The sequence below is a fragment of the Enterococcus sp. DIV0755b genome (assembly GCF_051713765.1).
Classification (GTDB): domain Bacteria; phylum Bacillota; class Bacilli; order Lactobacillales; family Enterococcaceae; genus Enterococcus_C; species Enterococcus_C canintestini.
On record NZ_JBIOQN010000001.1, the window covers coordinates 1079391 to 1091989 of the forward strand.

General features: G+C 35.2%; 11 protein-coding genes and 1 riboswitch. Of the genes, 9 read left to right on the forward strand and 2 right to left on the reverse strand.

The features are described from left to right. The first annotated feature begins 9 nt into the window (after positions 1 to 9). Positions 10 to 1857, forward strand: coding sequence for an ABC transporter ATP-binding protein (locus IGI65_RS05115; protein WP_071864839.1), 1848 nt, complete (start codon positions 10 to 12; stop codon positions 1855 to 1857). A gap of 194 nt (positions 1858 to 2051) precedes the next feature. Beyond that, positions 2052 to 2155: riboswitch (SAM riboswitch) on the forward strand. Between the two features lie 8 nt (positions 2156 to 2163). After that, entirely contained in the window at positions 2164 to 2499 is a 336-nt protein-coding gene (locus tag IGI65_RS05120; RefSeq protein ID WP_438773442.1) for a hypothetical protein, read from the forward strand. A gap of 83 nt (positions 2500 to 2582) precedes the next feature. Here the strand turns inward: IGI65_RS05120 and IGI65_RS05125 are convergent, their stop codons facing one another. Then, the gene (locus IGI65_RS05125) at positions 2583 to 3494 is read right to left on the reverse strand and encodes a LysR family transcriptional regulator (RefSeq protein ID WP_438773443.1); all 912 of its coding nucleotides are present in this window, start codon (positions 3492 to 3494) and stop codon (positions 2583 to 2585) included. 148 nt (positions 3495 to 3642) lie between these two features. Between IGI65_RS05125 and IGI65_RS05130 the strand changes: the two genes are divergently transcribed. From IGI65_RS05130 to IGI65_RS05150, 5 genes are all read left to right on the forward strand, one after another. Beyond that, on the forward strand, positions 3643 to 5265 hold the full coding sequence (locus IGI65_RS05130; RefSeq protein ID WP_412256280.1) for a malolactic enzyme: 1623 nt from the start codon (positions 3643 to 3645) through the stop codon (positions 5263 to 5265). 17 nt (positions 5266 to 5282) lie between these two features. Then, positions 5283 to 6248: an AEC family transporter gene (locus IGI65_RS05135; protein WP_071864842.1), complete on the forward strand. Its 966-nt coding sequence runs from the start codon at positions 5283 to 5285 to the stop codon at positions 6246 to 6248. Positions 6249 to 6456: 208 nt separating this feature from the next. Then, positions 6457 to 6972 carry a hypothetical protein gene (locus IGI65_RS05140; protein ID WP_438773444.1) on the forward strand — a complete coding sequence of 172 codons (516 nt, stop codon included), beginning with the start codon at positions 6457 to 6459 and terminating at the stop codon, positions 6970 to 6972. A 12-nt stretch (positions 6973 to 6984) separates the two neighbouring features. Continuing rightward, entirely contained in the window at positions 6985 to 8289 is a 1305-nt protein-coding gene (locus IGI65_RS05145; protein ID WP_438773445.1) for a hypothetical protein, read from the forward strand. Between the two features lie 331 nt (positions 8290 to 8620). Next, on the forward strand, positions 8621 to 9406 hold the full coding sequence (locus tag IGI65_RS05150; protein WP_438773446.1) for a Cof-type HAD-IIB family hydrolase: 786 nt from the start codon (positions 8621 to 8623) through the stop codon (positions 9404 to 9406). A 112-nt stretch (positions 9407 to 9518) separates the two neighbouring features. On the opposite strand, the gene IGI65_RS05155 is transcribed toward IGI65_RS05150, so the two are convergent. Then, positions 9519 to 10358, reverse strand: coding sequence for an aldo/keto reductase (locus IGI65_RS05155; protein WP_071864846.1), 840 nt, complete (start codon positions 10356 to 10358; stop codon positions 9519 to 9521). Between the two features lie 287 nt (positions 10359 to 10645). On the opposite strand from IGI65_RS05155, the gene IGI65_RS05160 reads away from it, so the two are divergent. Continuing rightward, on the forward strand, positions 10646 to 11389 hold the full coding sequence (locus tag IGI65_RS05160; protein ID WP_438773447.1) for an oxidoreductase: 744 nt from the start codon (positions 10646 to 10648) through the stop codon (positions 11387 to 11389). Positions 11390 to 11676: 287 nt separating this feature from the next. Further along, positions 11677 to 12381: a sirohydrochlorin chelatase gene (locus tag IGI65_RS05165; RefSeq protein ID WP_438773448.1), complete on the forward strand. Its 705-nt coding sequence runs from the start codon at positions 11677 to 11679 to the stop codon at positions 12379 to 12381. The last annotated feature ends 218 nt before the right edge of the window (positions 12382 to 12599 follow it).

Sequence of the window (12599 nt, forward strand, 5' to 3'; positions counted from 1 at the left end):
GCGAAGAAAATGGCAGAAAATAAACAACAAACTCCCCGTGGCGGTCGTGGCCCAATGGGTGGCGGCATGGCCGGTGGCGAAAAAGCCAAAGACTTTAAAGGCACCATAAAAAAATTAGTCTCCTATATGGCAGAATACAAGATTGCAGTCTTGTTTGTCATGATATTCGCAGCAGCGTCAACTGTTTTTAATATCTGGGGACCAAAAATCTTATCAAAAGCCATTACGGAATTATTCAATGGCTTAATCAAAAAATATCAAGGTACTGGTGGCATTAACTTCGATAAAATCGGTCAAATTCTACTCTTTATGTTGGGTTTGTATTTAGTCGCAGCACTCTTTGGTGTGATGCAAGGCTGGATCATGTCGACTGTTACTCAAAAGATTACTTACCGGATGCGTAAAGAAATTACTGAAAAAATTAATCGGATGCCAATGAACTACTTTGAAAGCCGGACAACTGGTGAAGTTTTATCCCGTATCACTAATGACGTGGATACTTTAGGTCAATCATTAAACCAATCTGTTACCCAGTTAATTACTTCTACATTTACTATTGTCGGTGTAATTATCATGATGTTATCTATTTCTGTTCAAATGACGGGAATTTCCGTTTTGATTGTGCCAATTTCCTTGTTGTTAATTATGTTTGTCGTGAAATATTCACAAAAATATTTTGCTACCCAACAAAAATATTTAGGTAAAATTAACGGTCAAGTAGAAGAAACTGTCGGTGGCTATAACATTGTTCATTTGTTTAACGATGAAGAAAATGCCATGAAAGAATTTAAAGAACAAAATGATATCTTATTCAAATCTGCTTGGAAATCACAATTTCTTTCAGGTTTGATGCAACCAATTATGAACTTTGTTGGTAACTTAGGTTATGTTGCAGTGGCGATTATTGGTGGGATTTTAGCTTACAACGGCACAATTACCGTTGGGGATATTCAAGCCTTCATTCAATATGTCCGCAATTTAACTCAACCAATTGCGCAATTAGCGCAAGTTTCAAATATGTTGCAATCAATGGCAGCAGCTGCTGAACGTGTTTTTGAATTCTTAGGTGAAGATGAAGAGGCACAAACTGTTGAAAATCCAGTTAAAATCGGAAAAGTTAAAGGTGAAGTGGATTTTGAACACGTACACTTTGGCTATACACCAGATAAAATTATCATTAACGATTTTAGCAGCCATGTTGATCCAGGTCAGATGGTGGCAATCGTTGGGCCGACTGGTGCTGGTAAAACGACAATGGTTAAATTGTTAATGCGTTTTTATGACGTGAATTCTGGTGCTATTAAAATTGACGGTCATGATATTCGTGACTTTAACCGAGCTGATTTACGTCAAAACATCGGGATGGTTTTACAAGATACTTGGTTGTTCAAAGGAACCATTATGGACAACTTACGCTATGGTAATTTAGATGCAACTGATGAAGAAGTTTATGCCGCAGCCAAAGCTGCCCATGTGCATCACTTCATTGAAACATTACCTGGTGGTTACAATATGGAACTTAATGAAGAGTCTTCCAACATCTCTCAAGGTCAAAAACAATTACTAACAATTGCGCGGGCAATTTTAGCAGATAAACCGATTTTGATTTTGGATGAAGCGACATCTTCTGTTGATACACGGACGGAAGTCTTAATTCAAAATGCTATGAACAACTTAATGGCAGGCAGAACTTCTTTTGTTATTGCTCACCGCTTGTCAACGATTAAAGATGCCGACAAGATTCTTTATATGCAAGATGGGGATATTAAAGAACAAGGTACCCATGAAGAATTATTAGCCAAAGGTGGCTACTATGCGCAACTTTATAATTCTCAATTTGAAGAGTTAGCAGGCTAAAAATTAATACTAGTTGCGGCTCATACTTTGAAAGTTATTTCAAAGTATGAGCCGTTTTTTTGTTTAATAAAAAAGTATTTTAAGTAGCCAGAACATGTCCTATAAAGCTACTGAATTTTGCGGCAACTCGCCAATACGCCAATAGTAGTAGCTAGTTTAAGAAAAATTTAGTAAGTCTATGCTATACTAAAAATAAGCTATCAAGAGAAGCTAAGAGAACAGGCTCTATGACGCTTCAGCAACCTGTCCATGACATCCATGACAAGGTGCTCCATCCTGCCAAAAGGAAAGATAGGGGGAAATAAGATGAAAAAAAGATTTACCGGTGACTATGCACTTTATTTGCGCTTTTTAGTTCGAGGCGGTGGCCCTAGAAGTTTTGCTGAAGCCATGGCATACCATCATGTTAAGGGAAAATTTCAGCATTTGACCATTTCAAAAGAAGATTTAGCGGCTATGAAAGTGCAAATGGAAGAAGAGAAAAAAGAATCCGAAGAAAATCTGCGGAAGCTTACTCGCTCACTGTCACAAGGTAGAGTGATTAAAGGCAATTTTCAAGCGCCGACTACAAAACAAGAAAAACTGCATCACGAAAAGCCAATACCTGATAATGTGGTGGCTTTTCGAAAAAGAAAATCATAAAAAATAAAAAGTTCAAAAAGACCAGTGTAATCTCTTCCAAAAGTTAGCTTTTCAGCCAATTTTTGGAAGGTGTTTCACCCAGGCTAGTCTTTTTGAACTTTTTTTATTTCATCTTTGGTGACGATTTGACGAATTAATTCGAGTAGCTTTTCCATTATCGGCGGTAAAATACTGCTATTGCGATAGACAAGGGAAATGAGAAATTGAGGTTGATTGTTATCGGTCAAATCCAACGTAACTAAATTATCATCTGAATTAATGGCCAATTCCGCTAAGAAGCCGACTCCCATGCCAGACTTAATCATGCCTTTTAAAATATCTAAATCATCACTTTGATAAATGACTTGTGGATCCAAATTATTTTGCTGACTGAGACGTAAAAAAGCATGGTGATGGACATATTGCTCACTTAACAATAAAAATTTCTCTGTCGCCAGCTTTCCAAAGGCCACTTCTTTTTGTTGTGCCAGGGGATGATTTTTAGCCACTACAATTTTGAATTTCTTTTTCGTTAAAATTTCAGCGGATAAAGATTCAACTTGAATCGGATCTAATGAGCCGATGAGACCAACATCCAATCTACCAAGTTTGACTTGGCGTAGCAAATTCTCTGAACCTTCCCGCCGAATGATTAAATGGGGCAAAATATCTGTTTTTAGCAATTGAGGGGATAACTTGGGAAAATAATAATTACCAATAATAGGAGGTAGCCCTAATGGTAGTTTTTTGATTGTTAAATGGCTGATTTCTTCTTTGGCAATCCGTAACTCCCGTAAAATTGTATTGACGTGCTGTAGAAATTGGCGGCCAGCACTGGTCAATGCGACATTTTTATGTGCTTGACTACGGTTGACTAAGGGAATATTTAATTCCGTTTCTAATCGTTTTATTGCATAAGTAATAGTTGGTTGGCTCACATGATAAAATGCGGCAACCTTTGAGTAGCTTTTTTCTAAGGCAAGACGTTGAAAGTATTCTAAATCACGAATATTCATCTAAGACCTCCTATTTGACGTATGTAAATAAATACCTGTATCCTTTTCATATAAACAATATTTATCATAACGTTTCTTTTTGACTATAACAAGTGGCAGGAACTATTCTAATCGTTGTAAAGGATATGAAAAATAGGAGGAAGATAGTATGAAAGGCATTGAAGTTTTAAACAATCCATTTTTAAACAAAGGAACTGCTTTTACCAAAGATGAAAGAGAAAAATTAGGTTTAGTTGGTATGTTGCCTAGTCATGTGCAAACACTAGAAGAACAAGCAGTCCAAGCCTATGGTCAATATTTAAGTAAAACTAGCGACTTGGAAAAACGAATTTTTCTAATGAATATTTTCAATACTAATCGTACCTTGTTTTATAAATTAATGGGCCAACATATTGTAGAATTTATGCCTATTGTTTATGATCCAACTGTAGCTGATTCAATTGAACAATACAATGAATTATTTGTGCAACCACAAAATGCCGCCTTTTTATCAATTGATGCACCAGAAGATATTGAAGCAAGTTTAAAAAATGCTGCTGCCGGCAGAGATATTCGTTTAATCGTGGTCACAGATGCAGAAGGTATCTTAGGGATTGGTGACTGGGGTGTCAACGGTGTAGATATTGCGATTGGTAAATTAATGGTATATACAGCAGCCGCTGGTATCGATCCGAGTCAAGTTTTACCGGTATCATTAGACGCTGGAACGAATAATGAAAAATTATTGAATGATCCTTTATATTTAGGCAATAAACATGAACGCGTTTATGGTGAACGTTACATGGACTTTGTCGATAAATTTGTGACAGCTGCTACAAAATTATTCCCTGAACTATTATTGCACTGGGAAGACTTTGGCCGTAGTAATGCAGCAACAATTTTGGAAAAATATCAAGATAAAATTACGACATTTAATGATGATATTCAAGGAACTGGGATTGTTGTTTTAGCTGGTGTTTTGGGAGCAATGAATATTGCCCAAGAAAAATTAACCGACCAAACCTTTTTAACTTTTGGGGCTGGTACTGCCGGTGTCGGAATTGCTAACCAATTATTAGATGAATTAATTCGTGAAGGCTTAAGTGAAGAAGAAGCAAGAAGTCGTTTTTATTTGGTAGACAAACAAGGTCTGTTGTTTGAAGATACACCAGATTTGACAGAAGGACAAAAAGCATTTGTACGTAAACGTGATGAATTTGATCAAAATATTGACTTAACCAATTTAGAAAATGTTGTGAAAACTGTTCATCCAACGGTTATGATTGGTACTTCAACCCAACCTGGTGCTTTTACTGAAACGATTGTAAAAGAAATGGCTGCACATACAAATCGTCCCGTTATTTTCCCACTTTCAAATCCAACCAAATTAGCTGAAGCAACAGCAGCTGATTTAATTCATTGGACAGAAGGTAAAGCTTTAGTAGGTACAGGAATTCCGGCTGCAGATGTAGAATATAACGGAGTAACTTACCAAATTGGGCAAGCTAATAATGCATTAATGTATCCTGGTTTAGGATTAGGTATTATTGCATCGACTGCTAGTCGGGTAAATGGTGAAATGTTATCACAAGCAAGCCACGCTTTAGGTGGTTTAGTTGATACTTCAAAACCAGGTGCCGCAGTCTTACCACCAGTTGCAAAACTTGCTGAGTTTTCAGAACGAATTGCAGAAGTTGTGGGTCAAAGTGTCTTAGATCAAAAATTAAACAAAGAACCAATTGAAGACATTAAAGCAGCTGTTAAAGCAACAAAATGGGTTCCTGAATATTAAAGAGAGAAGGGGTTATTGTGGTATTCTTTCAATCAATTCAAAGTGTTATTAGTATTATTTTGATGATTGCATTAGGTTATATCTTGAAAAGACAAGGTTGGTTTGATGATAATTTTGGTAAAAATATTTCCAGCTTAATTACAAAAATTGCGTTGCCAGCTTCAATTTTTGTTTCTGTTTTAAAATATTTGACTAAAGATAGTTTAGTTTCATTATCTGGTAGTCTTTTATTTCCAGTTTTAGGCGTTATTATTGGTTATCTTATCGCCTATCTATTAGTAAAAGTGATGAAAATTCGTCCAGGACGTCGCGGTATTTTTATGAATGGGGTCGTAAATGCGAATACGATTTTCATTGGGTTGCCGTTAAATATTGCTTTGTTTGGTGATAAGGCGTTACCATACTTTTTAGTTTATTATGTGACGAATACGATTTCGACTTGGGCTTTTGGGGTATTTTTAATTTCAAATGATGACCCTACAAAAGAAAAAGGAAGTCAAAAAGCTAAATTAAACTGGAAAAAATTATTGCCACCACCACTATTAGGTTTTATTGTGGCATTAATATTTCTAATTTTTAGTATTCCTGTACCAAGTTTCATCAACGCAACATTAGGTTATGTTGGTGGAATTGTAACACCGTTATCACTACTTTATATTGGGATTGTCTTATACGATGCTGGTTTGAAGAGTATTCGTTTTGACCGAGATACTGTGGTAGCATTAATTGGTCGTTTTGTTTTATCACCGGTTATTTTGATTGGTTTAATTAGCTTAGGTTCATCTATGTTTGATATTCATTTGGCTAGTTTATTAAAACAAACATTGATCGTTCAATCAGCGACACCAATGTTAGCTGTATTGCCAATTTTAGCGGCAGATGCCCATGGCGATGTTAAATACGCAACGAATTTGGTAACAACAAGTACTATTTTGTTCGTTGTAGTAGTACCAGTCTTAATGGCTATCATCCAATATATTTAACAGAAATAAAACATTCAAACACAAGCGCTACTTTTATCATTTTGATCATGATAGAAAGGTGTTACGTGTTTGAATGTTTTTTTATTTTGGTCGAAAAATTATTGTGAAAAATCAAATTTAGAATATTTATTTTATTTTTTGCTTTTATTTTACGCAATAGGATAAAATAGAATTGGATGAAAAAATAAAGTGAATTGGGGGAGAGAAGATGAGTGAGTATTACTATATTCTGTCTTTGTATAAGGAAAAACAACGTTATGTTGTTAAAGTAATTCTTTTGTCTGTTGTTTTGTTGCTGGTATCCAGTTTGATTGTAGTCTTAGATTTATTACGAGTGAGTCCATTTATCTGGTATTTTATCGCCATGGGAATTGTTTTATTTCAAATGAAGAAGATGAAAATAGAAAGTGAGAACTACGATCAATTAGTTGGTTTTTTAAAGCGCTATCAATTAGAAACGCTTCAAAATGATGAACTTGTTTTTTTTATTGATTATCAGTTACAGCATTATTTTGAACGAGAGTCTCGTGAACTATTTGCTCGTTTACAAAATAAAAACACAACTGATGATGTAAAAGCAATTAGTGACTTGCAGGAAATTATTGGAGAAATTACTTCTTATTACAATTATCTTTCTGATGATCATGAGTTAAAAGAAGATATTGAGATCTCTTTACAATGGTATCGTGATTCTATTGAAAATCGTAAACAAAATTTAGTTTAAAAAGGAGTAAATATGAAGTTAAGACGAGACATTTTAGGTGTAGTGCTAGCTTTTATGAGTGCAGGATTTGTTGCGACAGGGTTAAATGCAGACGCTTATCAAGCCGTTTATGATACACAAGTAAAGCAAGATCAAAAAGTACAACAAGCGATTAATTCCGAATTTATCACAAGCCAAGATAAAAAAGATCTTCAACAAACCGTAACAAACTTTACAAAAATAAAAAATAGGGAAAATCGCAGTGGTCTAAAAGAAAAAATTAATCAACAAGAAAAGTTGTTACATAAAGTGAACTTACGATTGGTGAAAAAAGAAGCCAAAGTAGCAGCACAAGAATATCAACTGGTAACAGCAGATTTGACTGAGTTAAACGAAAAAAGCCAAGAGCCATTTATTACAGCTGACGATGAAGCAAAAGTGACTGCCTTAACCAACGAACTCGCAGAAATTACCTCACCACAAAAGGTAAATCCAGTCCGAACACTAGCGTCAAAAACGGAGAAATTAGCAACAGAAATGAAAGCAAATCAAGCAGAGATGCTAGAGTTTGTTGCGAATTTAAAAGAAGATAATAAGATCGCAAGTGATTTACAAAAACATAAGTTTCTAACTAAAAATGATAAGACAGAACTGGCAAATTTACAAAAAGAAAATGAAAAGTATTTTTTAGATGCTGATGATTTACTAGTATTAAAAAGTCATTATGATAGTTCTAAAAGTAAGGTAACAACTCTCAAAAGTCGTGCAACGGCTACAGAGCAAGACTTTAAGGAGAATGAAAAAGTTGTCCGAGAATTGATTAAGGCAACAAATGAACTATTATCTAAAGGAGATTTAAATTCTGACGAAAAAACGGAGTTAAAGCAAATTAGAAGCGTTTTAAACGATGCCTTAGGTTTAAAAAATTACCAACCGGGTGATTTAGCAAATAACTATACTACTCTGAAAACAAGTTACGATAGCTCCTATAAAGTAAGTAGTGAACGTCAGGAAAAAGCAAAAAGACTTGCTGCAGAAGCTGCTGCCAGAAAAAAAGCAGCCGAACTTAAAGCCGCCAAAGAAGCACAAGAAAAAGCAGAACGCCAAAAAGAAGCTCAAGCCCAAACAGTTGCTAATTCTCCTTCAAATAATGAAACTCCTGCGCCGATTCAAACTTCTGCTGGATGGTATCAAGCGCCAAATGGTTATAAGTTTTTAAAAGTAGAAAGTGGTAAAACTTACGGTCAAGTAAAAAATCCAGGTAATTTTAGTTTAATTACCGTAGCGCAAGCTGCGAATTATACTCCTGGCCATGGAAATGGCTCTGCCAAGCAGTAGCATAATGAAATTACGACAGAAGTAAACCATTTTAAGAAACAAAATAGAGTATTCGAAATTGCTTCTTAATTTTTTGAGGAATTTCGACTTATTCAAGTAGAGATTGATTTTAGTATAGGGGTATTTAGGAAAAATGAAGTGTGCAAGATTTTTGTCACACTTCATTTTTAGGTTAAAGGCTTATTTGACTTTTAAAAAGAATAAAGCTGATAAATTTAATTTCTGATGCAAGAGTGTAAAGAGCCTGAGCAACTTTTTTTATTTCCCAGTGTAATCTCGTTTTTTTACTGCTAAAATTAACATAAGAGAAAGTTTTAGAAAGAGGTACGAGATGACACAATTTAAAATTGCATTTTTTGATATTGATGGCACGTTAGCGGATAATGAATTACCTCGTGATTTGGGAATTATAGAAAGGATTCCTTCCTCTGCCAAAGAAGCACTACGCCAGTTAAAACAAAACGGAATTGAACCTGTGATTGCTTCAGGACGCAATTATTTGATGTTGCAAGAATTTGCTACAGAATTAGGCGTTGAAAGTTTAGTGGCCTCTAATGGCACACAAGTTTTGTACAAAGGAAAAGAACTAGCTTGTCATCCCATCCCAACTTCACTTTTAAAAGAAACAATGTTAGCTTTTCATCAGCAACAAATTCATTATATTATTGAAACACCAGATCGTTTTTTGGCAACGAGTGAAAAAGTTGCGACAGAAGATGCTGCCGCAAAATATATCGAGTATGTTACAGATATTAAAACTTTACCGGCAGACGTGATTCAGTTAATTGTTCGTTTAGAAGATCGTAGAAGTATTCAAATAAAAAATGAATTACTCGTGGCAGAAAAAGTTGCACCAATGGTTATGGATGTGCACTTGGCTCATGTATCAAAAGCGACAGGTGTCCATGAAATCTTAAAAAAATTGAATATTAAACCAGAAGAAGCACTAGCTTTTGGGGATGAAGAAAATGATTTAGCCATGTTTGATGCAGTTGGATATCCAATTGCCATGGGCAATGCTTGTGATGCTTTAAAAGAAAAGGCAAAATTTGTCACCAGCAAAGTGGGTGAAGACGGTATTTGGCAGGCTTGTCAGAAATTAGGATTAGTTAAATAAAAGAAACCTACTTGTTAACTTTGGACCAATGTTATGAGCTTTCAAAAGTTAGACTAAAAATCTAGCCTTTTGGATTGCTACAAAGGTCACCGAAATAACAAGTAGGTATTTTTTATTCAAATTCTTCGTATTCGTTAGGATCTTGGTCGTTAATGCGGCCATCAGCTTTATTTAGTGCCGTAATCGCCTCAATTTCATTTGGCATTAAAGCAAAATCAAAAATATCCAAGTTTAAACGTTGATGCGTTAGTGAACTTGCTTTAGGAATTGGCACAATACCACGTTCATGGTGCCAACGTAAAATAATCTGACCAGCATTTTTATGGTATTTTTTTGCTAAATCTTGAATCAAGGGTTCATTTAATGATGCACTGGCGCGACCCAAAGGACTCCAAGCTTCTGTTATAATACCGCGTTTTTTATTTTCTGCGACCATTTTTTCTTGTGTCCAATAAGGATGTAATTCAATTTGATTAACCGCAGGGGTGACACCTGTATCACTGATGATTTTATCTAAATGTTCGGGTTCAAAATTTGAAACACCAATTGAACGGATAAGTCCCAATTTTTGAGCAGTTACTAGTGCTTGCCAAGCTTCAGAATAAAGACCACGTTTTGGAAGTGGCCAGTGAATCAAGAAAAGATCAAAATACGCTAACCCCATCCGCCGTAAAGATTCTTGAATAGACAATAATGCATCGTCGTAGTGATGGTATTTACCCGGTAATTTTGAAGTGATAAAAAATTCTGAACGAGGAATACCAGAGCGCCGCACTGCCTCACCTACAATCCCCTCGTTATCATAGTTTGTCGAAGTATCAAGCGCACGATAGCCATCACGAATAGCACTTAAAATTTGTTGCATCCCATGGTCGCCACGAATTTTATACGTGCCAAAACCTAGTGCTGGAATATAATTGCCATCATTTAAAACAAAATTTGGTACGGTCATCATTTCTCCTCCTTAAAATGTTCTTTTTTTAAACTTATCACGAAATTTAATTTGAGTGAAATGATAGGGTGTCCGTTTTGGAAGTTATTAAGCATAATCATCTAGCCTACTTGACTTCCTGCAGTGTTTTCCAATTTATTAGAAAATATTTTAATTTACTCACTAGTTTGCGCTAAAAAATTAGCAATCTGCCAGCACTTCTCTTGTCATAACTCGTTTTGATGGTTACAATTAGATTAGAAAAAAATGAGTTTTTTTAGATGGACTGTTAAAGAGGAGGAATTCCAGTGAAGCGGATTTTTTTACTAATGGGTACATTATTACTTTTAGCCAGTGGCGCTTGCGGCTATTTTTTATATCAAAATCAACAACTTTATCATCATTCGCTAGAGCAAGCAGATGAGGCGATTGCCAAAAAAGATTATCGGAACGCTGCGATTCATGTAGAACGAGCCCTATTTATTAAAAAAAGTTCTAAAGAAGCGTTAGCCTATAAAGAACAGTTGGAACCAGCTATGACTCTTAGTGATGAGAGCAATCTGGATTTGACATTCATCAGCCTTCAGAGCAAGAAAATTTTGCAGATCCCGCAAGGCTCAGCAGAATTAAAAGCACAAGCTCGTGCTTGGCAAGATGAAGTTGCAAGATTAACGGAGGAAAAAAAGGAGTTACAAAATAATTTAACGGAACTTCAGACAGCATTAAAGCAAAATAACGTTGTTAAAGCAGAAGCGGAACTTGAAATTCTAAATAAAGCAGATGAACAAGCAACACACCTGGGTGAAATTTGTGAACAACGCAATACGTTAGCTTTAGAATTTGAAATACTTATTACAAAGCAAAAAGAGCAGTTACAAAAAGAGGTAAATAAAGCCAAAGAATTATTAACAGTAGGAAATTATCAAGAAGCTACTGCTATTATTACACCAATTATTGCTAAAGAGGCAAAAGCTTTTGCAGATATCCAACTAGAAGCTAAAAAACTGTTTAGTATCATTCAGCAGTCTGAAAAAATTGAACAAGCAATGTAACACTTTTGACTAAAAATTTTAAAATGTAGAAGTGGTGGAAAGCTTCTTTCTACATTTTTTTATTATTCTTTGCTTAAACTAAAGACTATTATATTAAAGGATAAATTCAGGCAATTTAGTGAGTCAAAGACTGCTTATTTTTCTTTTTGTTACTTCACGAGTAGACTGAAAGAATAGTAAGAATGGCTGCTAAAATATTGTCTGCCAAAATTAGTATGATAGGCCAGAGTGATGCCGTAATTTTTAAAGCCATTTTGTGATTAATCGCAAGGAAAGAAGGTATTTAAATGGAGCGTAAAAAAGGTGTTGTTTTCTTAATTACAACGGATAAAAAACATTTAAATCAAAGTCTTTTGCAAATGATCGATGAAGTAGCCTTACAACTTACTGTCCCTTTTGAAATTTGTTTTCTTAATGAAAAAAATAGGTTAGCTGAAAGTATCTTGGACTTAGCTACAAAGGGGAGTCGTGAAATTATTTTCTTGCCAGTTTCACTATTTTCAACGGCTGAAATTAGTCAGACTTTGCCAGAGCGAGTAAACGCAATTTTAAAAAAAGAGCCTGCTCTTACTGCAACTTTTTTGCAGCCTCTGGGGAGTACGCGAGCAATTTTACATTCTCTGGTGGATCAATTAGCACAACAGCCCAATCTTTTACCCCAACCAGTTTTGTTAATCGCATCAGATACAGCTAACAGTGCGACTTTTTATGAAGAAGGCAATACCTTAGCCCAAAAACTAACCATTATTTCTGGTCGGAAAGTGTATTTTGCCGGTCTTTTAGGGAAATATTCTTACAAAAGGCTCTTGACGCAAATAAAAACACCACTGCTGATTCAATTACTTTTAACAGATGATGATTTAGCGGCAAAGGTTACAGCTGAAATTTATTCATTGCGGGGAAAACAAACGATGATTTTACCTTCTTTAGTTGAAAGCTACCAATTAGAAAAGGCGATGTTAGAACGATTAAAGAACGCCGGTTGCATTTGATAATTGTAAATTTTGGCAATTTAGTGGATTTTTTTACAAGACGGTCTCAGGGGAACAAAGATTTCTTAAATTGTTAGAATTTTCTTGACAATATAAATGAAGCTGGATACAATAAGTGCAATAATTAAAAGTGATGATAAGAAATAGTAAGTAAAAATAAGAAGACAGGAAGTTGCCGGTCATTGAGAGGCGCGAGATTGTTTTTACTGAATTCCTCT

Excerpts from the sequence above, each read along its gene's own strand:
- IGI65_RS05115 (WP_071864839.1), top strand. The coding sequence starts at position 10 with ATGGCAGAAAATAAACAACAAACTCCCCGTGGCGGTCGTGGCCCAATG.
- IGI65_RS05120 (WP_438773442.1), top strand. The coding sequence starts at position 2,164 with ATGAAAAAAAGATTTACCGGTGACTATGCACTTTATTTGCGCTTTTTA.
- IGI65_RS05125 (WP_438773443.1), bottom strand. The coding sequence starts at position 3,494 with ATGAATATTCGTGATTTAGAATACTTTCAACGTCTTGCCTTAGAAAAA.
- IGI65_RS05130 (WP_412256280.1), top strand. The coding sequence starts at position 3,643 with ATGAAAGGCATTGAAGTTTTAAACAATCCATTTTTAAACAAAGGAACT.
- IGI65_RS05140 (WP_438773444.1), top strand. The coding sequence starts at position 6,457 with ATGAGTGAGTATTACTATATTCTGTCTTTGTATAAGGAAAAACAACGT.
- IGI65_RS05145 (WP_438773445.1), top strand. The coding sequence starts at position 6,985 with ATGAAGTTAAGACGAGACATTTTAGGTGTAGTGCTAGCTTTTATGAGT.
- IGI65_RS05150 (WP_438773446.1), top strand. The coding sequence starts at position 8,621 with ATGACACAATTTAAAATTGCATTTTTTGATATTGATGGCACGTTAGCG.
- IGI65_RS05155 (WP_071864846.1), bottom strand. The coding sequence starts at position 10,358 with ATGACCGTACCAAATTTTGTTTTAAATGATGGCAATTATATTCCAGCA.
- IGI65_RS05165 (WP_438773448.1), top strand. The coding sequence starts at position 11,677 with ATGGAGCGTAAAAAAGGTGTTGTTTTCTTAATTACAACGGATAAAAAA.